Consider the following 23779-nt stretch of genomic DNA (forward strand, 5'->3'; position numbering starts at 1 on the left):
GACTTAGGGATAACGCCTTGTTTCGATTGGGTCTATCGCAGTTGTGGATTAGGTTTTTGTGAGCTAATTCGCTGTTTTTATTTGATTATCTCGATAGGGTGAGTGGTGTTTCGTTTAGCAATTTATCTGCTAATCGCGAGTGCCTATTAACCAGCTTGTATTTACGCTTGCCTATTCATCGCTATTAGCTCAGCGGTGACATCCTTGACGCCGTTATCGAGATTTTTCCGCGTTGTTGGGCGGGGCGAGTGGCATTAGTGCATTTTGCGTTTTGCTCACTCAGTCATCGAATTAGCCAGCGAATTGGCTAACTCATGTGCGATGCTTGTGCATTTGTTGTGTCATCCAGATAAAAAGCGCCTAACAGCGGATTCATTTGTCGCGGGGCGAGGCAGAATTGATTAGAATCCTTATTTACTGTTTGGGTAAGCTTGGTTATGGCCAAGTGAGCGTGCTCGGCCATCGCTAAGTGGCGCAATCCCTATTAAGGCGGACTGTTTTTCTGCCGAGGAGAGTCAATGCAACTGTTTGTAAAAGATTTAACCGTGATCGATTTTTCCTATCTTTGCCCAAAGCGTGGCATGGTAGGGGAAAGCTGGATTGTCGATGTGGTATTAGAAGGCGGCCTAGACGAGCAAAATATGGTGCTCGATTTCGCTAAAGTGAAACGGACCATCAAGCAGACAATTGATGCGGTGGCCGATCATCGTTTATTGGTCCCGACCGCCTACAGTGGTGTACGTTGGCAGCAACAGGGCGATCGGGTATGGATGGATTTCGATAGCGCGCTCGGTGAGATCCACTTAGCTTGTCCTTCCCAAGCCTTTGCACTCGTTCCATCTGAACAGATTGATATTCCAAGCGTTAACGCCTTTTTACAAAAAGCACTACGGGAAACTCTGCCCGATAATGTTGAAGGTATTAGCCTCACTTTAAGGCATGAAATCCTCAATTCGCCCTACTATCATTACAGCCATGGTTTACGTAAACACGATGGCAATTGCCAGCGGATTGCCCATGGTCATCGCAGTCCGGTGCAAGTGTTTGAAAACGGCATTCCGGCACCGAAATGGGATGAATATTGGGCCAAGCGTTGGCACGATATCTACCTCGGTAGCGAGGAGGATTTAGTGTCAGTGAAGACCTTAAACCTATCGCCACAAACGCGGATCAGTGATGACAGCCATTATGGTTTCCACTATCAAGCGCCGCAGGGGGATTTCCAACTGGCCATGCCCAAGGAATGTTGTGATTTGATCCCGCACGATACAACGGTTGAATTGCTGGCCGACTATATGGCGACCACTTTAGTGGCAAAAGTACCATCGAGCCAATTTACTGTGATTGCCTACGAAGGTGTGGGTAAAGGTGCCATAGTGAGCAAAGGTAATTAACCCTGTCGATTTTTTTATAACGCCCTAATCTTTAGGGCGTTATTGTTTGAATAAGGATTTTTGAGAAGATGCTAAACGCCGTACCCAATGCCCTGCCTAAGTTGTTTAAAACCTTGCCGAACACACCATCACTCAGTTGTAAGGCGGTAGTCTTGTCGCTCTTAACCCTGTTTAGCTTATCGACTCAGGCACAGGTGAGTTTTGAAGGGCAATTTGAGCAGGGCGCGTTAATTCGTGGTAAAGCGCCGGCGGGCACGCAGATAAGTCTTAACGGTGAGGCTTTAAAAGTAACGCCAGACGGCCATTTTGCCTTCGGTTTTGATAGGGATGCGCAGCTGAGTCAAGAACTACGCTTGGTCTATCCCGATGGCTTAACCGAAGTCAAACCGCTCAGTGTTACTAAGCGCGAATACAATATTCAAAGCGTTAAGGGCATCAGCAATAAAATCATGAAGCCCGATCCCGTGGCGCAGGAGCGAGCGGCTAAAGATACGGCGCAGGTGAAAGCGGCCCGTGGCACTTTTAGCGAGCAAACGGCATTTCTACAGTCGTTTATTTGGCCATTAACCGGCAGGATCTCGGGCGTCTATGGCAGTCAGCGGATTTATAACGATGTGCCTGGCAACCCACATTTTGGGGTGGATGTCGCTGCGAAAACCGGCACTGTGGTCGTTGCGCCTGCCGATGGCGTGATTAGCCTGTCGGTTCCCGATATGTTTTATTCGGGCGGCACTATGATCATCGACCATGGCTATGGCGTGAGTTCAAGTTTTTTGCACTTAAGCAAACTCTATGTCAATGCGGGGGAAAGCGTTAAGCAAGGCCAAGCCGTGGCAGAAGTCGGCGCGACAGGGCGAGCGAATGGCCCGCATTTAGATTGGCGAGTGAACTGGTTTCAAATGCGCCTCGATCCGACAACCATAGTGCCATCTATGGCGACCGTGCTGGCGGCGGAAAAAGCACAAAAAGCGCAAAAAGTCGCGAAGTAACTCCCGCGTCTAACTCTTATTTCCACACAGGGCGCCCAATTATTGGCGCCCTGTTTTTATGCTTGGGGCTTATTGCAATAACGGGTGATCAGTCGGCAAATGGCGGATGATCCACAGTACCAGCTTGTGCTTCATATTCGGGCCATCTTCCTTATCTTTGGCTAAGGGTTGGATCAAATTATCGGTCACTAACAGCCGATAAATACATTCCACTTTATCCTTGGGCGACACACCTTTGTCAAAGTCATCAAAACCGCGTTTTTTAGCGTAGCCGATACCAATCTCCAAGGCGAGTTTGAGTAGCTGTGCTTCATGCTTGTGGGGTTTCATGCGCTGCGTCCTTATGGATATCACGGGAAGCCTGCTGGCATTCCCGTGGTCGATAACACAAAACTCGATAAAACCTAATGGCGAATCAAAGCGTTAATAGTCATAAACTAGACTATTTCCCCCTTTATTGTTGCTGACTTTTTCTCAAACTGCCTGTTTTGTGCAAGCGATTGTCAGTAATTGGTATGGGGCTCACACTCCCTGCGAGAAGGAGCGCACATAGATTGCTGTTTCCGTTAGTCCCGTTCACTGGCGATAACTGCTTTAATGCTGTGCGGGTGAATTTTGATACAGACATCGGCTTGTTTAAAGGCAATGGTGGGGTTAGCTAAGCGTTCTTTATCACCCTTGGGCGAGCTGAATTTCACTTTTATCGGCGCTTCGGTTAAGGATGCCGCTTGCCCTTGGAGTAAGGGCACAAGTGATGGGCTCAACTGAGCCAGCTCTTGGCTTAGGCCGTCGCAGTCATTTGAATGGGATGGCAGTACCAGCTCGATATGCTCCCAGCCTTCTTGGGGATAGAGGGTATCGCCGGGATAGGGCAGTTCGACGCAGTCAATGCTAAAGCTACCTAATATTAAGGGCTTATCCAGTTCGATGATAAGGATCGTACGGCCATTAATTTGATTATCCGAGATGATCCGCCCGCGTGCGCTAAAGGCCTGCTTAAGTGCATCGGCTGCTGCGATGCTGTTCACTCTCAAGGCGACATGATCGCAATGCAGCGCCTTGTCCGCTAAGCCTAATCTGCTAAGAAACGTGAGGATCTTCGCCTCAAACTCTGGCCATGTCTGTTCTAAGGTGGCGTAGCTGAATACCGCAGCCTCTGTACTGATTGTTGACATAAAACATCCTTAAAGCGGGGAATACAAATAAAAACGCCCATTTGACTGGGCGTTGAGTCGCATAGGCTAATCAAGCTTAGGGCCAAATCTCGATGGGCGTGCCTTCATCGACGGCTTTCCACACTTCATCCATCTCGGCGTTGGTAATGGCAATACAACCGTCGGTCCAGTTGTATTGCTGCGCCTGCTCGGGCGAGAGAGGTGAGCGTGGGTTCTGGCCGTGGATCATGATCATGCCGCCCGGGCGGATCCCCAGCGCCTTGGCTCTTAACTTATCTTCTTCATTAGGATAAGAAATATGGATCGATTTGTAATAGGCGCTATCGGATTTTTTGTAGTCCAGAATATAACGGCCCTGCGGCGTACGTTGGTCGCCTTCAGTTAACTTGTGGCCCGTAGGCAAGTCACCCATGGCAATACGGTATTGCTTGAGGATTTTGCCGTCCCTTAACAGCGCCATATTGGACTCAGACTTAGTGATCACCACTAAATCGACTTTACCTATACCCGATGAGGCGAGCACTTGGGGTGAAATCAGTGCGGCGAGAGTCATGGCCACAGTAATTGTTTTAGTGAGTAGGGGTACGCGCATGTATTCCTCTAAAAATGACGCAGATATAGGTTTTTCGCGCATCATACCGCAATTTTATGTCTATGTGAGTAGATAATTTTGAGCTAGTGGCAATTGCATGGCAGACTTTGGGGATTTGGAAAAGATAACGCTTTTTATCGCAAGGAAGTTTTCCCCTATGTCAGATCTGTCGCCTGAAAAACCAGACACCGAAAGTCCATTAAAACGCCAGCTACGCACCATTATTTTTGGCACTGATACGCCAGCAGGGCGCTACTTTGATATTGGCTTAATGGTCTGTATTGTGCTCAGTGTTGCGCTGGTGTTCCTCGATACGGTCGAAGCGGTTCACCAAGATTATGGGCACATCATTCGCGTGTTAGAGTGGGTGTTTACACTGATTTTTACCATTGAATATGGTTTAAGGTTGTACTGCGCGACTCATCCTGTGCTGTATGCCCGCAGCTTTTACGGTTTAGTGGATTTATTGTCGGTACTACCTAGTTATCTGGCGCTGTTTATTCCTGGGGCGAATTTCACCTTAGTGATCAGGGTGCTGCGCCTCTTTAGGATCTTTAGGGTACTGAAACTACTTCGCTATTTAAGCGAAGGTAATCTGCTGCTCAAGGCCATGTTGCAGTCGAGCCGCAAGGTGTTTTTGTTTTTCTTCTCGGTGAGTTTAATCATCATGGTGTTAAGCGCCGTGATGTATGTGGTCGAAGGCCCTGAGAATGGCTTTAGCTCTATTCCCAAATCCGTCTATTGGACAATTGTGACAATCACCACTGTGGGTTACGGCGATATCACGCCGAAAACCGAATTAGGTCAAGCGATTGCGGCTTTTACTATGTTGCTGGGTTATTCGATTATTGCGATCCCAACGGGGATTTTAACCGCGGAAATTTCCCAAGAAGTGGGCCGGCACAGGGATCTGCGTTCCTGTAACCAATGCCATAAGATGGGCCACGATCTCGATGCCACCTATTGTAATCGTTGCGGTTGTGAGCTGGATAAGCTCGAAGCGCCCCACGGGAAAGGGGATAAGTAATTGGAGTGTTTTTCATCCCTTAGTGCGTTAACGGCACTAAGGGATGAAGGATTAGAAGGGATGAGAAAGGACGAACAGATTAGCTGGCGACGGCGTTCAGTGTGTCGTCTTTTACCTCGAGATTTTTATCCTGATTCAGCCCAAGGCTAGAGACTAAACGCAGCTGCATCCCTAAAGCCGCCATCTGTTTTTGTTCACGCTGCAAATCTTTCATAAACAAACTGATTTTACGTTTATGGCTGGGTAGCACTAGCATGAGGCCATCTGGAACCACTTGGATTTTCTCAAGCACTAAGGCTTTGGCAATTCGACCTAAATGCACTAACACCGCCAAACGCAGCAGACAGGCGAGACGAATGAGGGTAAGTTTGTGGCCAGGCTCTAATTCAGCCAGTAGCAATTCATTGGGTTTCTTACGGTGGTTGGCAATCAGTCTGGCTAAATCCTGTTGCAGCGCCTCGCTAAAACCGGGTAAGTCGCTGTTGCTAATGATATAAGCGCCGTGTTTATGCAATGCCTTTGAGTTAATGTGCAGCCCTATCTCATGCAAGGTGGCGGCGTAGGACAGCAAACGCGCATGGGGTCTTAATCCCCATTCATCGGCGACTTGCTCAAACAGCGCCATGGCGGTGTCCCGCACTTTGGCCGCATGGGGCATATCCACATGATAAAGCAGGGCGATGCTTTCAACAGTTCGGTGGCGAATATCTTGATATTGGCCAATTTTCGCTAATTCGTAGAGTACGCCTTCGCGCAGGGCTCCCGGACTAAACTCCAATTGCTCAATGGGTAAGCGCCTAAAAAAGCTGATTAAAATGGCAAGGCCAGCGGGTACGAGCGGCGTGCGTTTATCATCGACATTAGCAAAGTGCACTTGGCTGATGTGTCCGCACTTAATCAGTTTCAGCTTTAATTGTTTGAGACGGGCGAGGGTGACGATTTCATCGCCATGATCTTCCTGAATCGCTTCGCAAATGGCTTTGACTGTGCCTGAGCTACCAAGCACTAAATCCCAATCGCCACTGAAATATTCTTTTGAGAGCGAGGCAAATTGTTTATCGGCGGCGCTTTGCGCTCCGCGAAATGAGGCCGGTGTGATTTGCCCATCGATAAAAAAGCGCTCGTTAAAACTCACGCAGCCACAGCGCAGGCTCGATAAATGGGTGGGGGTATTTTTTTGCCCGAGTACCACTTCGGTCGAGCCGCCACCAATGTCGATCACTATATTGCGTTTGCCAAGCACTTGGCTTTGGGCAATGCCATTATAGATGAGGCGCGCTTCCTCGTGGCCAGAAATCACCTCCACCGGATAGGGCATAATGCTGAGTGCCGCTTCAATAAACTGCTCACGGTTTTTGGCTACCCTTAGGGTGTGAGTGGCGACTAAACGTACCTGGGCTTGGTCGAGATTGGAAAAACGCTGATTAAAGTCCCGCAAGCAATTGAGGCCGCGCTCAATAGCATCCACGCTGAGGATGTTCTGCGCATTGAGACCCGTCGCTAACTGAACTTGTTGCTTTTCTTTGTGCAATATTTGCAAGCTGCCGTCTTGCTCACGGGCGATAACCAGATGAAAACTGTTCGAGCCCATGTCGATAGCGACAAAGTGTCGCGGTTGTGAATGTGTGGCAACCAATCGGATTATCCTTAGGCAATCGAGACGATGATAAAGCCAGCGTTAGCTGGCTTTGGCCTGTAATTCGGGGTTGTGGGCAAGTTCCGCTGCGTGCTCCGCTTCAAGCTTTGCGGCTTCGCGCTGGGCGCTAAATTCTTGCTGCAACCGCTTCTCATAATTAATCAGATATTGATAAATGGCAATTTGAGAACGCACTTTACGTTTATTACCGCGGTTACGATAAGGATTGCTCTGTTCCTTATTGATGATGCGCGCCTTAGTGTTGTCATTGAACTGTAACGATAAAATATCCATCACCATTTGTTTTAGACGCGGATCATAAATAGGCACACTCACTTCGACGCGGTTATCTATGTTGCGGCTCATCCAATCGGCGGAGCTGATAAATAATTTATTCTCACCACCGGCGTGGAACAGCATCACCCGCGAATGTTCTAAAAATCGGTCGACAATACTGTAGATCTCGATGTTGTCGCTGATCCCAGGAATTTGTGGAATAAGCGAGCACATACCGCGGATCAACAGTTTGATTTTGACCCCCGCAGCCGAGGCCTCGTAAAGCTTTTGGACTAAGGACTCATCGAGCAGGTTATTCAATTTTAAGGTAATCGCCGCCTTAATATGGCTCTGGGCGTTGACGATTTCGTTATCAATCAAATGGGTCAGTTTTTGTCTCGCATCATAGGGCGACACAATCAAATGCTGGAAGTTATCGCGGCGGTAAGGATGTTCAATCAAGTCGAACACTTGCTCCACTTCGCGGGCGATTTCCTGATTGGCGGTAAATAGCGATAAGTCGGTATAGACCCGCGCAGTGCCTTCGTTAAAGTTGCCTGACCCCACGTGGCAATAGAGTTTCATCTCGCCTTGCTCTTCGCGGCCAATCAAACACAACTTAGAGTGCACTTTTAAGCTGGTGATCCCATGGTGGACTTTCACACCCGCCTCGGCGAGCACCCGTGTCCACTCAATATTAGATTGCTCGTCAAAGCGCGCTCGCAGCTCAATCACGGCGGTGACTTGTTTACCATTTTTCACCGCGTCGATAAGCGATTGCATCACATGGGATTTTTTCGCAACACGGTAAAGGTTGATCCGAATAAAACGCACCGCAGGATCGTAGGCGGCCTGACGCACCATTTCGGTAAAGTGGGAGAACTTATGGTACGGGTAGTTGACCATAATATCGCCCATCTTGATCGCATCGAAACTGTTGGCGCTGCGGCCAAAGCCCGAGCTATTGAGCGCGGGCAATTTTTCGTTTTCGAGGTAATCACGGCTAGGGTTAGGGAAGCCGATAAAGTCTTTAAAGCTGTGGTAACGCCCGCCCGGGATCAAACACTCAGTCGAGCTGATGTTTAAATTTTCTTTTAGCATTTCGAGCATGTGCTCGGGCATTTCTTTGTCATACACCAAACGCACGGGTTCGGCGGTCAGGCGTTTTTTCAAACCCTTAGTCATTTTCTCGAGCTGGGTTTGTTCAAGTTCGTCGGTAATATCGAACTCGGCGTCGCGGGTCAGCTTCATCGAATAGACTTCAATAGCCTCGTACTCGAAGAATGGACTAAAGAGGTCGTCCACACAGTGGCGAATAATGTTATCCAGCAGGATCAAGTATTTTTTCGCCTTCGATTTTTCGGCGGGTAACTCGATGAAACGCGGCACATTTTTAGTGGGCACTTCCACGAGAGCATATTGTCTGCGGGATTTAGTGAATAAACACACACACAGATAGGTGGCGTCGTCGTTGATATGTTTTACTAGGTCGCGATTGTTGTTGACGATAAGCGGCGCGATATGGCGTTTAAAGTGATCGCGAAAATGCTTTTTAAGCCAGTTACTGTGGAACTCGCTTAATTGTTTTTCGTTGATTAACAAAATATTGCGGCGGACTAACTCACGCATCAGCTCGACGTAAATACTGTCGAAACGTTCCTGCAATGCCATCACTTTGGTCTGAATTTTGGCCATTAGGTGGCGGCTATTGCTGCGACCTTCCTGCAGCGCAGAGAGCAGAATTGAGCGTCTGACCGCGGCCACCCGCACCCGGAAGAACTCATCCATATTATTGGAGAATATGCCTAAAAAGCGCACCCGCTCCACGATAGGCACATTGGGATCACAGGCCTCCTGCAGCACCCGCTCGTTGAATGACAACCAAGAGATTTCTTTATCGATCGACAGTTTATCGGTATTCGGGGACACTGCACAGCTCCTTTAAGCAAGCGTCATGGCGCAATATACAATAGCATTCATCCATCGGAGTGCAATCAGATTTGCTACTGAAAAATGAAGGGATTTACAGACCATTTCCCCTTCAGGCGAAAGTGATATGCGCTCAAAGATACGAGCTGAATATGTCAGATTGATGACAAGTGTGACAGAAATGTGACTTTAAAATGAACTTGTATTTAGCCGCAAATTTACAAGGTAAAGCAGGGGAACTGTGCGGGGCTTCCTTTGGGATTGGGGCAAACTGTGTTACCTTGCTCGGCTTTTTGATGGTGGTTTGACTGTAGGGGTAAGCGGATGTTTGTCGGATTTGATTATGGCAGTGCCAACTGTGCCGTTGGGATCATGCAGGGAGATGAAGTTTCACTGTTACCCTTATCGAGCGATTCAGCCTATTTACCTTCCACTGTGTATGCAATGGATAGAGAGCTTATTGCCGAGGCCGTTTACCGTGGCTTGCCGCAGGCGTTGAAAGCGGATTATGCCAAGAAGCGCGCCGCGCAATTGAGCCGCGCCCGTATGGTGCGCCATGAATTAGATCTCGATGCCGAAACCCAAGCGGTGTTTGTGGGTGAGCAGGCCGTGGCCGCTTATCTTGAAATGCCGGAAGAAGGTTTTTATGTCCGTTCGCCAAAATCCTTTTTAGGGGCAACGGGCCTGAGACCCGAGCAAGTCGCCCTGTTTGAAGACATAGTCACCTTAATGATGCAGCATATTAAAGTGCGCGCCGAAGCCGTACTCGCTGAAAAGGGCGTCGCATCAGAGGGACAGACAAGCATTACCCATGCGGTGATTGGCCGCCCTGTGAACTTTCAAGGCATTGGTGGTGAAGAGAGCAACCGCCAAGCCGAGGCCATTTTAACCTTAGCCGCGAAACGGGCAGGGTTTGTTGATGTGGCATTTCTGTTCGAACCACTGGCAGCTGGGATGGACTATGAGGCGAGTCTCAGTGCCGACCAAACCGTGCTGGTGGTCGACGTGGGTGGCGGTACGACCGACTGCTCCGTGGTTAAAATGGGGCCAAAGCATCAGGGGAGTTTCGATCGCAGTGCCGATTGCCTCGGCCACAGCGGCCAGCGGATTGGCGGGAATGATTTGGATATCGCGCTGGCGATGAATGCCTTTATGCCGCACTTTGGTTTAGGCTCGCTAATGAGTAACGGTAAGCCTATGCCGAGCAATCCCTTTTGGAATGCGGTCGCGGTCAACGATATTAGTGCCCAGCGCGAGTTTGCCACCCTAAGCACTCGCAAGCTGATCGATGAACTCATTAAAGAGGCCGAGCAGCCACAGCTGTTAAAAAGATTGCTCAAAGTGCAGCAACAACAGTTAAGCTACCAAATTGTACGACTAGCCGAGCGCGCCAAAATTGCCCTGTCTGAAGCGCAAACGACTGAGAGTGCGCTGGACTTTATTGAAGCATCACTTCAGGCAGAAGTGAGCCGTACGGGGTTTGAAACGGCGATTGAGCCTTCGCTCACCAAGGTTGAGGCGTTGATGCACCAAGCGCTGACTCAGGCGGCAAAGAGTCTTGCGGGCAATGGTTTAGCGCCAGAGGAGCTGTCCGTGGATGCCGATAGTCTAGAGTGCAAACCCGATGTGATTTATGTGACGGGCGGCACCGCGCGCAGCCCCGCGATTTACGCTAAAATCACTAGCCTTTATCCCGATACCCCAGTGGTCGTCGGTGACCATTTTGGTTCGGTGACGGCGGGATTAACGCGCTGGGCACAAAAGTGTTTTGCTCAATAGGGAAGGATGATGAATAAGGATAAACAGATGAAAAGAGTCAATAAGGCTTTGATGTCTTTGCTGGCCGTGACGCTGGCGGGGACGCTACTCACGGGCTGCGGTGATGACGTAGGTAAAGTGAGCCTTGGGTTATTTACCACTAAAGATGTGATTATCGATGCCAAGCAGGATCCTAAAATCCCTGGGGTCACTTGCCATATTAGCCGTATTGAAGCGAACCTCGATTTTGCCGATCCTTCGGATATGGGTATCAGTTGCCGTCAAACGGGGCCGATTTCCGCCGCCGATATTGCTAACATCGATAAGAGCAAACACGGTGAAGTGGTCTTTACCGAATCCTTAAGTATCTTATTTAAGAGCTTAAAAGTGCGCCGAATTTACGATGCGCCTAATCAAACCCTGCTGTATTTATCCTATTCGACCAAAGAGACCAATGGCAGCCACAAACATGCCTTATCGACCGTGCCTTTGTACGGTTCTCAGGCCTGGATTGACCCCGCAATAAGCGCGGCGCAGCCCAAATAGTAAAGGTGAATTGAAGGTTCACTCGCGACGAATGTTGAACAAAACGAAGTTGGGGAAAAATGAAGGCGAGTAAGCTCCCGCCTTCGTTGTTTTCACATAATTTGTTTAAGCTTTATTTGGCCTTAGCGGCGAGTACGGCATTAAAGCGATCGAAGCCCGCGCTGAGATCGGCAATTAAATCATCGGGATCTTCGAGGCCAATATGCACACGGATCAATGGCTTGCTTGCATCCCATTGAGTGGCGCTGCGGATTTTTTCGATTCCGAAAATCCCTAGGATCAGACTCTCATAACCGCCCCAAGAAAACCCCATTTTAAAATGCTGCATATTTTCAACGAGCGCGGTGACCGCCTCCTGATCCCCTTGCTTTAGCACGAAGGAGAACAGACCATTGGCGGCGCTAAAGTCGCGTTTAAAGAACTCATGTCCTGGGCAGGTATCGAAGGCTGGGTGACGTAAATGGTCTACCTCGGGGCGAGTTTTCAACCAGTTAGCCACTTTAAGGGCATTTTTCTCATGTTGCGCCATGCGCACGCCTAGGGTGCGTAATCCGCGCGTGGCGAGATACACATCATCGGGAGAAGTCGTTTGCCCCAATAAATAACTGCGTTCACGCAGCTGCGGCCAGTGCTTTTCGTTGGCAGTCGCGGTGCCAATCATCACATCAGAGTGACCGACGATATATTTGGTCGCGGCTTGAATCGACACATCGACACCCATCTCGAAGGGCTTGCTATTGATTGGCGACGCCCAAGTGTTGTCGAGAATGGTCACCAATCCGTGTTCATGGGCGATACGGCAGAGGGTCGGGACGTCCTGCACTTCCATGGTGATGGAGCCGGGAGACTCCAAAAACAGTACCTTAGTATTGGGGCGAATAAGCGCGCGGATGCCTTCACCAATCAGGGGATCGTAATAGGTGGTCTCAATATTAAAACCCGCCAAAATATGGCTGCAAAGATCGCGGGTTGGCTCGTAAACACTGTCGACCATTAGCAGGTGATCGCCCGCCTGTAAAAACGATAACAAAGCAGCGCTAATTGCCGCCGCACCCGAGGGATACAGCGCCGTACCTGCGCCACCTTCGAGCTCACTGAGCGCCGCTTGAAACGCAAAATGGGTTGGGGTGCCGCGGCGGCCATAAAACATTTCGCCATTGGTTTTGTTTTTGGCGGCGTGACGCATGTCTTCCATTGTGTCGAAGACGATAGTGGATGCGCGAAATACGGGCGGATTAATCACGCCCTTGGTCCATTTTTTATCTCGACCGACGCTGACGATTTGGGTGGCTAGCTGATGTTTATCTGTCATAGGGCTTACCTTGGCGAGTCAGTTTTTATGTTGTTATCCATTGTGATGGCCGTCATCTTAGCATCTGCCCGTGAAAATGGCAGGAGGCAAACAGATGAGTTTGCCTCAAGTTGCAGAGCGTGGATTAGCTCAGCGGTAGGGTGACCAGAATATCGACCCCATCGTTTTCGCTGCGGTTGCGGGCCAAAATTTTCCCCTGATGGAACTCGGTCACGAGCCGTGCAATATACAAACCTAAGCCTAGGTGAGGTTTGTCTTGGGCTTGATTGATCCGCACCGAAACCATGGAGTCGAAGATCTGCTCCGACATATCCACTGGCAACTGTGGTCCTAAGTTGCTGATAAGCAAAGTGGCTTGTTTGCCAACTTGGGTGAGAGTCACTTCAATCGCACTGCCTTGATGGCAAAATTCGATGGCGTTGGCGATAAGCTTGTCCATCAATTGGGCGATATATTCGGGCACGCCCTGCATCATCAAAGGTTGCTCGGGCACTTTGACGCTAAATTGCTGCTCAGGGTAGGTCATTTGATAGCCTTGCATACAGCCGCTCACCACTTGGGACAGTGGAAACTTAGCCACATCGGCCTGAGTAAGGCTCTGCTCAAGGCGCGTTGCTTCACTCATGTTGTTTAAAATCATGCTTAATCGGCTCACCCCTTCTTGGGCGCGGTCGACGTACTTTTGCGTGTCTTTATCTAAGGTTTGCAGATTTAAATGCTCTAAAGAGGAGCGCACCACGGCCACCGGCGTGCGTAGCTCATGGGACAGGCGCGACGACATATTCTCTAAATAATGGGTGTATTGGCCCAAACGGCCGACAATGCTGGCAAAACTGCGGGATAAGTCGCCAATCTCGTCCCGCGCCTTGGAGGGTTTTAAATGGTTCCGCACGCGGCCTTGGCTGTCGATGGCATTCTCGGCTTCATCGCGCAGTTTGCGGATACGATTGGAAATACTCGAGGCGAAGAAAAACAATGCTAAGGTGCCCATGCTCATAATGGTCAGGATCACGTTAAACAGTTTTTCCAGCGCACGGTTACGCAGGGTGCGAATACCGTGGGTGGTTTCTTCGGCCACCACGGCGCCCATCACATTGTTATCAATCCAAATGGGGCTGGCGGCCGCCAGCACCACTGCTTTATTGTCCGGAGTCAATCGCCAGGTCGAGCTTTGTTGTCCCGCGAGCGCTTTTTGAATATGGCTGCCGTCAAGTTCGGTCGAGTCTTGCAGGGAATCGATAAAATCCTTCGGTGGTTTGGTAAGGATTTTATAGTAGAGCGGGTGCAGGTAGTCGCGCTGAAAACGTTGCCACATCGAGTTGCTGTTTTCATCATCGAGGGTGCGCGTCCACACACTGTTGCTGTCACGGATATCGCCAGACTTCGCGAGCACACGCCCGTGTTTATCAACCACCCAAATCCGTGAGCTGTAGTGGCTCATGCCTTTGATAATATTCTCAATTTCGGGTGATGGCACAAGGACTGTACCGAGTTTATCGACGGTATCTAAGGCGGAGGTGCCGACTACTGCGGTCACATCACGGTATTTGCTGTCGTTGACATCGGAAATTGCAAATCCCAGTTTGCTGCCCACCATATCTAAGGGGATACGCAGCTCGATATTGTAGCCAACATCCGTAGTGGCCCATTGTCCTTGAATCCGGACTTCGGGCGTCACGGGCACGGTTTGCTTTGGGTTGGCGGGCAGCTCGAAGGCACTGATCCAGCCGGGCTGGGTCGTGGCCACGATATAGCGTTTAAATTTATTATCGGGGGCAAGGGTCGCAATCGACAGGTGATCGTTTCTATCAACGCTTAAGGCATTCTTGCCCCGAAACACCACATTGGGATCGACCACCTGAAAAAAGGCATACAGGTAACCATCGTACTGACCCACCATATGGGTAAAACTCAAGGTGAGCGGCGTGCTGGGATCGGCGCGCATGATGAGATTCGCCTCACCGTACTGAATAAATCTGTGCTGATATTCCTGCCATTCATTGAGTTTGCCATCGAGCAGAATCGCGCCCGCTAAGGGGTAAGCATAGAGATCGCGACTCTTTTCAACCTGCTTTAAAAAGCTCGCCTGACCGTCGAACAGCTTGGGGCGCTCGTGCAAGGCGGTCGCTAAGGCTTGAGTGGTGCCCTCTAAGGTGCGTTCCTGACCGTGGCGCAGGTATTTTTCCATCTCCCACACATATTGGTACCCCAGCCAAGGGAGGCAGAGTAAAAACAGGCTAAGGCCAATAACTTTAGTGCGAAGACCGAAGGGAAAACGTGTCATAGAATGCTGGCTAATCTGCTACTTTGCATGGTTTAGGCTAGACTGTCCCAGCGATAGCCCATGCCATAAACGGTATCAATACAATCAAATTCGGGCGCGGCGGCCATAAACTTCTTACGGATTCGCTTCACATGGGAAGTAATAGTGCTGTCATCGACAAAAATCTTCGCCTCTTGCATCAGCTCATGCCGGCTACGAACGTGCCCCGGGTGCTTGGCAAGGGCGTGCACCATCCAAAACTCGGTAACGGTTAACTCAATCGGGATCTGGTTCCAAGAAACCTGCATCCGATTGGCGTCGATAGTAAGCGGTCCGCGCTCCAGTAAATTCTCCTGCGGCGTTTGGCTGGTGGCTAGCTCAGAGCGGCGAAACAGCGCGGCTAAACGCGCCGTCAAATGGGGGAAGCTCACTTCTTTGCTCAGGTAATCATCGGCGCCTAAACGCAGGCCGCACACAGTATCAAAATCGCTATCCCGCGCAGTTAAGAAGATGATAGGCAAAGTGTTCGACATGGCGCGCAGGGACTGACACAGCATAAAACCGCCGTCAATCTCGTTGCCAAGGCCAATATCGATAATGGCTAGATCCGGCAGACGGGTATTAAACGCCAACATGGCAGACGGCCTGTCGGCATAGGTTTGCACACTGTAACCGTGTTGCTGCAACACATCCTTGTAATTTTCGCGAATGGCCGCTTCATCTTCCACAATGGCGATACGTTTCATTAGCCATCTTCCTATTGACTGCTGGGACTAAGTGTCTGGGGATAAGTTTTCGTGACTATACAGGAATTTATTTCTGAGAAAAGCTCCCAAATGCAATTGCCATTTTGTTGCCACAATTGATAGCCGCATTGCCATTTTCCATCCCCGCTTATGCCATGGCGCTTGTGTTTAATAAGCTCATTCCGTTTTACCCGCCGCGCTAATGACTTAGGTGGGTAAGCGCTGCACAAATCAAAAGGAATGAGATGATGAAAAAGACGCTGATTAATATCTTGGTACTGAGTGTATTCGCCGCGCCCATTGCTAGCGTATCGGCAAGGGTTTCCTTGCAAAATCAACCTGTGCTCTCAGAGCCACAGAGTGAGATGCTTGAGCAAGATGAGGATGATGGTGAAGCGCTGATAGGTCTTGGCGGTGGAGCGTTACTTGGCGCCCTAGTGGGTGGCCCCGTTGGCGCCATTATCGGTGGATTTACCGGCACCTTAATTGGCCAATCGGTCTCCGATACCGACACGGTTAAAACCCAGCAACAGCATATTGCCCAGCAGCGTCAACAACTGGCGAGCTTATCGTCCAAACAACAGGCCAGCGAGCAACGCGCCGCCGAATACGCCTCAACCCAAAAGCAACTCGATGAGCTGCTCGCCGAGCAACAACAACTGTTAAGTGAGTTGGCGCTGGGCATGAATGTGCAGTTCCGTACTGGTTCGTCGGAGCTTGAAAGCCATTTTTTGCCCCAATTAGACAATGTCGCCAAGGTGATGAAGCGCTCGAGCGAGTCCAATCTCGAGCTGAAAGGTTATGCCGACCGTCGCGGTGATCTGGCCTACAACCAAGCGCTCTCGGAGCAACGTTTGTTAGAAGTGCGGGGATACTTGATTAAGCAAGGCGTAGCCCCCGAGCGGATCACCACCCAAGCCTTCGGCGCCAGAATGCCGCTCAATGATCTGCAAGATAGTGAATCCGATGTGTTCGATCGCCGAGTCACTTTGACCATGCAGCCTAACCAAGGACTGATGGCGAGCCGTGTGACCGAATAATTCAACAATATCAATCGTATTCAATCAAGATCAGGAGCCTTTGTGATGATCACAGGGAAAAGGGTAAAAGAAGTTTGTCAAACACTGGCGATGCTAGTGATCGGCGCCTCCATTTGTTGGGGGCTACCATTTGCGGTGTTAGCCTCACCGAACAGTGTCGGCACCTTATCGGCGCCACAAAATATTGCCGCGACCTTCGATGAACACACAGCGAGCACACTGCCAGCGTTTAGTTTCGACGATGTCACCCAAGGGATGCTGGTGTATCAAACCGCCAGTGGCCGTTTAATGCCGTCCTTACCTGTGGACACGCAGGTGTCGATGCAGGTCTCGGGGCTGACCAATAGGGTGAGCGTGAAGCAGGTTTTCAGTAACCAAACGGGATTTGTGCTCAATGGCCGTTATCTGTTCCCTTTACCCAATGAGGCGGCGGTGGACTCACTGCGTTTGCACATTGGTGAGCGGATCATCGAAGGTCAAATTCACCCAAAACAGCAAGCAAAACAGATTTTCGAGCAGGCCAAAGCCGAAGGGAAACGCGCCAGTCTAGTCAGCCAAGAACGGCCAAATATGTTCACGACCGAAGTTGCTAACCTCGCTCCCGATGAGGAGTTGGTGGTCGAAATCAGCTATCAAGAAACCATTCATTATGAAGATGGTCTCTTTAGCCTACGTTTTCCGCTGGTGGTGGCGCCGCGCTATATCCCAGGGTTAACGCTAGGCGGAAACAACGGTGAGCGCGTGACCAGCAGCCAAGTCTTCGATGCCGACCGAATTATTGCCCCGATCCGCGATGCCAGTAGTGAGGCCGATCCCGTGCTAAAGGCCGATATTAAGGTCAAGCTCGGTGAAGGTGTGGACAAATCCGCCGTGGTGAGTCCGTATCATCCCATTACGATTGATGAAAAACAGGGCCAACTGACGGCGGCCTTGGCTAATCGTGTGCCCGCCAATCGTGACTTTGTGCTGCAATGGCGTCTTAAGCAGGGCACGAGTCCCGTGGCTTGGGTATTCAACCAAGCGGGCAAAACCCATTCGACGCAGGACGACAATGCGAGTACAGATAGTGGTTCAACTGCCAGTATTAATGACAATAGTAATAGCAACAACACAGATAACTACAGCTTAGTGATGGTCCTGCCACCCAAAGTCGAGGCCAGTGAACAACTGAACTTGCCCCGTGAGCTTATTTTAGTGATTGATACTTCGGGGTCGATGGCGGGAGATTCCATTATTCAGGCGAAAAATGCCCTGCGTTATGCGCTGCGCGGTTTAAGGCCACAGGACAGTTTTAACATAATCGAATTTAACTCTGATGTGTCTTTACTATCGCCAACACCATTGCCCGCAACCGCGAGTAATCTTGCTATGGCACGTCAGTTTGTGAATCGTTTGCAGGCCGATGGCGGCACCGAAATGGCGCAGGCTTTAAATGCCGCGCTGCCAAGAAAGGCGTTTAATACCGCTTCGGGTGAGGATAAGTCGCTAAGACAAGTGATCTTTATGACCGATGGCTCCGTCGGCAATGAGTCGGCGTTATTTGAGTTAATCCGCAATCAAATCGGCGACAACCGTCTTTTCACCGTCGGCATTGGCTCCGCGCCAAACTCGCATTTTATGCAGCGTGCGGCTGAACTTGGGCGCGGTACTTTTACTTACATTGGTGATGTGGATGAAGTGGAGCAAAAAATCAGCCAGTTGCTAGCCAAAATCCAGTATCCAGTACTGACCGATTTGCAGGTGCGCTTTGACGATGGCTCTGTGCCTGACTACTGGCCCGCGCCGATCCCCGATCTTTACCGTGGTGAGCCGGTATTGATCAGCCTAAAGCGCCACCCACGTGAGCCTCAGGAACTGGTGATCTCCGGTCGTCAGGGTCATAAAAACTGGCAACAGTCGTTATCTTTGCAAGCCAATGACACAAGTCATTCTCCTACTGATGTAGCGCAGCCAGCGGCGGGACTCGATTTACTCTGGGCCCGCAAACAGATTGCGGCCTTAGAGCTGAGTAAAAACGGCGCTAACGATGACAAGGTCAAACAGCAGGTCACGGCGCTTTCGCTCAACTATCACTTAGTCAGCCCCTATACCAGCTTGGTCGCGGTGGATTTAACCCCCATCACCAGCAATGCCATGAGCCGCGATGCGGTGGTGCGCCAGCATTTACCCTTGGGGTGGCAGCCAATGGGCGTTTTGCCACAAACATCAACCTCGAGCCGTTTCGACATGCTCTTAGGGGGCAGTGTGTTACTACTTGCCTTGATGTTGGCGCTGTCGATTCGTCGCCAGCAGCGGCAGCAACGCGCGCTGTCAGTAGCGCTGAATAGCTGAGTCATGTCCATGAGTAGGCGCATGACTCAACAGATACAAAAAGGGTTGCTGGTGGTATTAGTATTACTCGGCATCACGTTGTTTGGAAAAGGATTCTATATGCAAGCGAAAGCACACTTTGCCCAATATTTGATTGAACAAGCCTGGGCTAAAACCTTAATCGATGGTCAATCCCATAAACCTTGGTCCTGGGCCGATACCTATCCCGTGGCTAAGCTCTCCATCGAGCAGGCCAAAAGACCGAATCACTTCGATGGTCCGGCATCCAACGATAGCTTATATGTGCTGGCGGGCGCATCAGGTCGTAATTTGGCCTTCGGGCCAGCCTTAGTGTTATCGAGTGCCCCCGCTGGCGCGCAAGGTAATACTGTGATTGCCGGACACAGGGATACGCATTTTGCGATGTTAAATGGCATCAGTGTTGGACGCCGCTTGGCGCTGCAAACCGCGACGGGCAAAGAAATTGTTTACCAAGTGGTGGCGACTGAAGTAGTGCACGAATCACAAACTGAGTTGATGGCGCCAAGTGAGGATAATCGTTTAACCCTGATCACTTGCTATCCCTTCGATGCGCTGCAAGGCGGGGCTGAACTGCGTTTTGTGGTGCAGGCCATCCCTGTCGAACCCGAGCCCGCTGCAGTGCAATCCGCTGAAACGATGGCCACTCAGGCGATGGTTCAGAAGGTAGCCTAGCGGCAATGATTTATCGGAAAGCTTATATAAAAGCGCTGAATTAACAGCCTTGTGTTAGTTCTTGAAGATAAGCATGTAAATAAGTCGGTGAGATAAGAAGAGGGCGCTAAGCCGCTGCTGATAAAGCTCACTGACAATCAAAGCGTGATGAACAAAAAGGCAGAACCAGAGTTCTGCCTTTTTGTTCGAGCTAGTTGCTCATCGGCATCACCCGATTTCGACCTAAGCGTTTGGCTTCGTAAAGTAGCATATCCGCTCTTTCGATGAGGTGGATAGCCACTTGTTTTTCTTGCCACTGGGCGACACCGAAGGAGGCGGTGATATTGTCGATACGTTGGTCTTTGCGCCTATCCTTTAGGCTGAGTTTCTCGAGCCCACGGCGCATCGCCTCGGCCAGTTGCCGCGCAATGCGCAGCTGGCTTTTCGGCACGATTATCGCGAACTCCTCGCCGCCGAAGCGGTACAACTTACAACCATCCCGACAGGCTTCCTGCAAACGCTTTGATACAGCTCTTAATACTTGATCGCCTAGCTGGTGGCCATAGTTGTCGTTAAAGGCCTTAAAGTGATCGATATCGACCAAGATAAGACAGGTGCCCTCGGGGGCCTGTGCCAACATACCGGCGAGGTCGGCGTCGAAGGCGCGGCGGTTTAAACAGCCCGTGAGCGCATCGTAAAGTACATCTTTCTCTGATTTTTCAAGCTTTTGTTTTAACGCATCAATCTCCGTCTGTGCTTTTTGTAACTGGGCAGTGAAATACTCAGTGCTCGAGCGAATATTGTCGGCTTCCTTCACCAAATTGCGGACTAAATCGAGCACTTGCTCGACGCTGAGCGCACCTTCTTCAATGCCATTGAGTTTGGCAAAGTTGGTGTTAATACAAGTCTGGAACTCAGTTGCATCGAGATTGGTATCCCGAATCGATTGCGACAGCTCAGTAGCCATGGCCTCAAGGTTGAGCCGCATATCGCGTACATCCAACTCAACCGGATCGGCGACATACTGGCGAAACAACAACTCGCTACTGACTGGCGGGCAAGTGTTGTAGTGGGCGATAACCGTATCAAGCTGTGCGTTTAACGCTGGGTTTTGTTCGCCCACGTAGGTATACCACAGGGCATAATTGATTGGCGTGGTGGGAATTTGATGCTTGAGCATTAAGGGAACCGCTTTTTTAAGATTTAAGGCTGCGGTTTGTAATAAATCTCGTGACATGGATACATCCCAATAAAAATAACTCGATAAACTTGGTATACCACATTTGGGTAAACAGTTTTGCCCGTCAAATCCCGTTACAACTAATGCCCTGATGCAGGCTGAATTACCTGCCAAAAGCGTTGGGGGATATGATAGAGTTTATCGCTAAAATTAAATAATGATAATAACTTGGGAGAAAGTCTTGAAAAATTTCATCCTTGCCGGTGCCCTAGGTTCTTTACTGTCACTGCCTGCTATGGCCGCATCTTCCTTCAGTGATAGCCTGGATCTCGGCCAGTATCGCACCGACGTTAAAACCTTAGCCAGTGATGCCTTCGGCGGTCGCGCGCCCTTATCTGAAGGCGAGCAACTGACGATTGATTACCTTGAGAAAGCCTTTAAAGAGATGGGGCTTAAGCCGGGGTTTGGCGACAGCTATTTGCAGGCGGTACCGCTGGCGAAAATCACCGCCGATCAAAACATGCAACTGGATATCGGCGGACTCAAGTTTGCCAATGGCAGCGAATTTACGGCTAGAACCCAGAGAATTAGCGATAAAGTCAGCCTCAGTAATAGCGATGTGGTGTTTGTCGGTTATGGCATTAATGCGCCTGAATATGGTTGGAATGACTATCAGGACCTAGATGTCAAAGGCAAAACCGTGATTGTGCTCGTCAATGACCCAGGTTTTGCGACTCAAGATCCCAAAGTCTTTAAAGGTAATGCCATGACCTACTATGGTCGCTGGACTTACAAATACGAAGAGGCCGCGCGTCAAGGCGCCGAAGCTGTATTTATCGTCCATGAGACGGCACCTGCCGCCTATGGCTGGGGCGTGGTGCAAAACTCCAATACTGGCACTAAATTCACCTTGATCGATGCCAATAATAATCAAGGGCAGGTGGGCGTCATGGGCTGGGTGCAACATGATGTTGCCAATAAGATTTTTGCTAAGGCAGGCATGGACTTCGATACCTTAAAGCAACAAGCCGCCAAGCCAAACTTTAAGGCCATTCCCTTAAAGCTCAAGGCCAATGTCAGTTTAAACAATACGATTGAACGTGCCGAATCCCACAATGTGGCGGCACTGTTGCCGGGCAAGAGTCGCCCCGATGAAGTGGTGATGATGCACGCCCATTGGGATCATCTTGGTACAGTGATTGAAGATGGCAAGCCAGAGATCATCAATGGTGCCGTGGATAACGCCAGTGGTGTGGCAGGCGTGTTGGCGCTGGCGCGTTACTTTGCCAAACAAGCGCAAAGTGCGCCGCTTGAGCGTTCGATTCTGTTCAGTGCCTTTACTGCTGAGGAAACAGGCTTGATTGGCGCCCAGCATTTCGCCCAGCATCCGAGTGTGCCGACCAAGAATATCGTGTCGTTTTTGAATATCGACGGCATGAATATGAACCAAGGTGTGGATTATATTCTGCGCTACGGTGAGGGTGTATCTGAGTTAGAAACCTATTTGGATAAGGCCGCTAAGGCGCAGGGACGGGTGGTGAAGGGCGATCCAAGACCACAAAATGGTTTGATGTTTAGATCGGATCACTTCGCGCTGGCCCAGCAAGGCGTGCCCGGCTTGTTATTTATGAGCCTTGGGGATACGGATCCTGACTATATTGCCCACAAATACCACAAGGGTGCCGATGATTATGATCCTAACTGGACCCTCGAAGGGGTGAAGCAGGATTTAGAGCTGATGGCGAGCATGCTAACCACTTTAGCCAATGGCACCGATTGGCCACATTGGGTAGAGGCATCAGACTTTAAGACCAAGCGTGAGCAAGACGGTCGTAAAAAGTAATCATATTAAACAAAAGCAAAAAAGGACGCCTAGGCGTCCTTTTTTTTATGCTTATCAATCTATTAGAAGGTATAGCTGACCGAAAGCATCGGGCCGATAAAACTGTAGTAAATATTGTAGTCGGCGATTTGAGTATCTTTATTCGGTGATTTTTGGGCAATATCCACATCGACCTTGTAGTAGTTGTAGGCCACGCTCATGCGCCAGTTATCGGTGATATTGGCATCGATCCCGAGTTTAACGTCTACCAGTTCGCCTTTTACATCATTGAGTTTGATGTAGAAATACTGGGCATGGGTCGTCAGCTTCCAGCCAGGGATAAATTCATAGTTGGCATAGACGCCAAAATCAGGCAAAGGTGCAGTGACATTTTCATCGACGATGCGGGGGATGGCTTGGCTACCACAAACATTGTTCAGCAGCTCAGAGGCATGGCAGACACCGATGACGCCTTCAAAGCCCGTCTTGATAAACATGGTGTGCAAACCAAGCGAAATGCCCACATCGTAGTTGCTGCCTTGGATGGCATCGTAACCGTAACCGAGTCGCAGAATATCAATATTTAAGGTGGAGTTGAGCTTGCCCCCAGCCTTAATGTCGTAAATGGTGTCGTTTATTTCGATTTGAAAGGGTTTGGATAAGGCTTGCGTTTCGGCGCTGCGGTGAAGTTGTTTCCAGTCGAGGTAAATATTATGCCGCTCGTTAAAGTGATAATTGACTTCAACAAAGGGTAAAAACTCATTCTCGGCCAGTTGCAGATCGGATTCATAGTCTAAGGTGAAGTTATTACCCGTGGTCGGGTTCGTCACCTCCATATTGGTATCAGACTGTGAATAAAATCCCCCTAACTCAAGGCTCAATTCCCCCGCCAGCACAGGACTGCTGCCGAGTAGAGCGATCAATAGGGGTGTTAGACGAGTAGAAATCAACGTTACTCCAGTATTCTTCTTATTATATCCAGCGATAACATCAGACTTTTGTGCCATAAGCCATGGACATTTGGAGTGTAACAGCAAATTTCAAAATGTGAATAAAATGTTTTATAAATTGCCGTGTTTTGTGATTTAAAA

19 protein-coding genes are annotated in these 23779 nt (G+C 49.9%); 9 read left to right on the forward strand and 10 right to left on the reverse strand.

The genetic code is table 11. From position 1 onward, the window contains the following. The first annotated feature begins 518 nt into the window (after nucleotides 1-518). Complete coding sequence (locus tag CBX96_RS04115) at nucleotides 519-1394, forward strand: 6-carboxytetrahydropterin synthase (RefSeq protein WP_086904215.1); 876 nt, start codon at nucleotides 519-521, stop codon at nucleotides 1392-1394. Nucleotides 1395-1462: 68 nt separating this feature from the next. After that, nucleotides 1463-2383 (forward strand): M23 family metallopeptidase, encoded by a 921-nt coding sequence (locus CBX96_RS04120; protein WP_181382134.1) that lies wholly within the window; start codon nucleotides 1463-1465, stop codon nucleotides 2381-2383. A gap of 69 nt (nucleotides 2384-2452) precedes the next feature. Here the strand turns inward: CBX96_RS04120 and CBX96_RS04125 are convergent, their stop codons facing one another. From CBX96_RS04125 to CBX96_RS04135, 3 genes are all read right to left on the reverse strand, one after another. Next, nucleotides 2453-2713 (reverse strand): DUF5062 family protein, encoded by a 261-nt coding sequence (locus CBX96_RS04125; RefSeq protein WP_011626406.1) that lies wholly within the window; start codon nucleotides 2711-2713, stop codon nucleotides 2453-2455. Nucleotides 2714-2949: 236 nt separating this feature from the next. Then, nucleotides 2950-3558 (reverse strand): VOC family protein, encoded by a 609-nt coding sequence (locus CBX96_RS04130; protein WP_109285797.1) that lies wholly within the window; start codon nucleotides 3556-3558, stop codon nucleotides 2950-2952. Between the two features lie 76 nt (nucleotides 3559-3634). Then, on the reverse strand, nucleotides 3635-4150 hold the full coding sequence (locus CBX96_RS04135) for a murein L,D-transpeptidase family protein (protein WP_086904218.1): 516 nt from the start codon (nucleotides 4148-4150) through the stop codon (nucleotides 3635-3637). Nucleotides 4151-4307: 157 nt separating this feature from the next. Here CBX96_RS04135 and CBX96_RS04140 point away from each other — a divergent pair, with 157 nt between their 5' ends. Continuing rightward, the gene (locus CBX96_RS04140; RefSeq protein WP_109285798.1) at nucleotides 4308-5177 is read left to right on the forward strand and encodes an ion transporter; all 870 of its coding nucleotides are present in this window, start codon (nucleotides 4308-4310) and stop codon (nucleotides 5175-5177) included. Between the two features lie 79 nt (nucleotides 5178-5256). Here the strand turns inward: CBX96_RS04140 and ppx are convergent, their stop codons facing one another. Continuing rightward, entirely contained in the window at nucleotides 5257-6813 is a 1557-nt protein-coding gene (gene ppx / locus CBX96_RS04145; RefSeq protein ID WP_109285799.1) for an exopolyphosphatase, read from the reverse strand. A 42-nt stretch (nucleotides 6814-6855) separates the two neighbouring features. After that, nucleotides 6856-9018: a polyphosphate kinase 1 gene (gene ppk1 / locus CBX96_RS04150; protein WP_109285800.1), complete on the reverse strand. Its 2163-nt coding sequence runs from the start codon at nucleotides 9016-9018 to the stop codon at nucleotides 6856-6858. Nucleotides 9019-9342: 324 nt separating this feature from the next. On the opposite strand from ppk1, the gene yegD reads away from it, so the two are divergent. Both yegD and CBX96_RS04160 read left to right on the forward strand, forming a co-directional pair. Then, on the forward strand, nucleotides 9343-10797 hold the full coding sequence (gene yegD, locus CBX96_RS04155; RefSeq protein ID WP_109285801.1) for a molecular chaperone: 1455 nt from the start codon (nucleotides 9343-9345) through the stop codon (nucleotides 10795-10797). A 27-nt stretch (nucleotides 10798-10824) separates the two neighbouring features. Then, nucleotides 10825-11322, forward strand: coding sequence for a CreA family protein (locus CBX96_RS04160; RefSeq protein ID WP_083757983.1), 498 nt, complete (start codon nucleotides 10825-10827; stop codon nucleotides 11320-11322). Between the two features lie 112 nt (nucleotides 11323-11434). Here CBX96_RS04160 and CBX96_RS04165 read toward each other — a convergent pair whose 3' ends face one another. The 3 genes from CBX96_RS04165 to pdsR form a co-directional block, all read right to left on the reverse strand. Then, on the reverse strand, nucleotides 11435-12634 hold the full coding sequence (locus CBX96_RS04165) for a cystathionine beta-lyase (RefSeq protein WP_109285802.1): 1200 nt from the start codon (nucleotides 12632-12634) through the stop codon (nucleotides 11435-11437). Between the two features lie 124 nt (nucleotides 12635-12758). Beyond that, nucleotides 12759-14918, reverse strand: a complete 2160-nt coding sequence (pdsS, locus tag CBX96_RS04170) for a proteobacterial dedicated sortase system histidine kinase (RefSeq protein WP_109285803.1) — start codon at nucleotides 14916-14918, stop codon at nucleotides 12759-12761. 32 nt (nucleotides 14919-14950) lie between these two features. After that, complete coding sequence (gene pdsR, locus CBX96_RS04175) at nucleotides 14951-15643, reverse strand: proteobacterial dedicated sortase system response regulator (protein ID WP_011622965.1); 693 nt, start codon at nucleotides 15641-15643, stop codon at nucleotides 14951-14953. Between the two features lie 245 nt (nucleotides 15644-15888). Here pdsR and pdsO point away from each other — a divergent pair, with 245 nt between their 5' ends. The 3 genes from pdsO to CBX96_RS04195 are packed head-to-tail and all read left to right on the forward strand — an operon-like array spanning nucleotide 15889 to nucleotide 19707. Beyond that, on the forward strand, nucleotides 15889-16683 hold the full coding sequence (pdsO, locus tag CBX96_RS04185; RefSeq protein ID WP_109285805.1) for a sortase-associated OmpA-like protein PdsO: 795 nt from the start codon (nucleotides 15889-15891) through the stop codon (nucleotides 16681-16683). A gap of 45 nt (nucleotides 16684-16728) precedes the next feature. After that, nucleotides 16729-19014 (forward strand): marine proteobacterial sortase target protein, encoded by a 2286-nt coding sequence (locus CBX96_RS04190; RefSeq protein ID WP_109285806.1) that lies wholly within the window; start codon nucleotides 16729-16731, stop codon nucleotides 19012-19014. A 9-nt stretch (nucleotides 19015-19023) separates the two neighbouring features. Continuing rightward, the gene (locus CBX96_RS04195; RefSeq protein ID WP_109285827.1) at nucleotides 19024-19707 is read left to right on the forward strand and encodes a class GN sortase; all 684 of its coding nucleotides are present in this window, start codon (nucleotides 19024-19026) and stop codon (nucleotides 19705-19707) included. Between the two features lie 190 nt (nucleotides 19708-19897). On the opposite strand, the gene CBX96_RS04200 is transcribed toward CBX96_RS04195, so the two are convergent. Further along, nucleotides 19898-20923 (reverse strand): GGDEF domain-containing protein, encoded by a 1026-nt coding sequence (locus tag CBX96_RS04200; protein WP_109285807.1) that lies wholly within the window; start codon nucleotides 20921-20923, stop codon nucleotides 19898-19900. Between the two features lie 160 nt (nucleotides 20924-21083). On the opposite strand from CBX96_RS04200, the gene CBX96_RS04205 reads away from it, so the two are divergent. Continuing rightward, a complete protein-coding gene (locus tag CBX96_RS04205; RefSeq protein WP_181382135.1) occupies nucleotides 21084-22709 on the forward strand; it encodes a M28 family metallopeptidase in 1626 nt (541 codons plus the stop codon). Nucleotides 22710-22771: 62 nt separating this feature from the next. Here CBX96_RS04205 and CBX96_RS04210 read toward each other — a convergent pair whose 3' ends face one another. Continuing rightward, a complete protein-coding gene (locus CBX96_RS04210; RefSeq protein ID WP_109285828.1) occupies nucleotides 22772-23635 on the reverse strand; it encodes a DUF481 domain-containing protein in 864 nt (287 codons plus the stop codon). Between the last annotated feature and the right edge of the window lie 144 nt (nucleotides 23636-23779).

Origin of the sequence: Shewanella sp. BC20 (genome assembly GCF_003129585.1) — a bacterium.
Classification (GTDB): domain Bacteria; phylum Pseudomonadota; class Gammaproteobacteria; order Enterobacterales; family Shewanellaceae; genus Shewanella; species Shewanella seohaensis.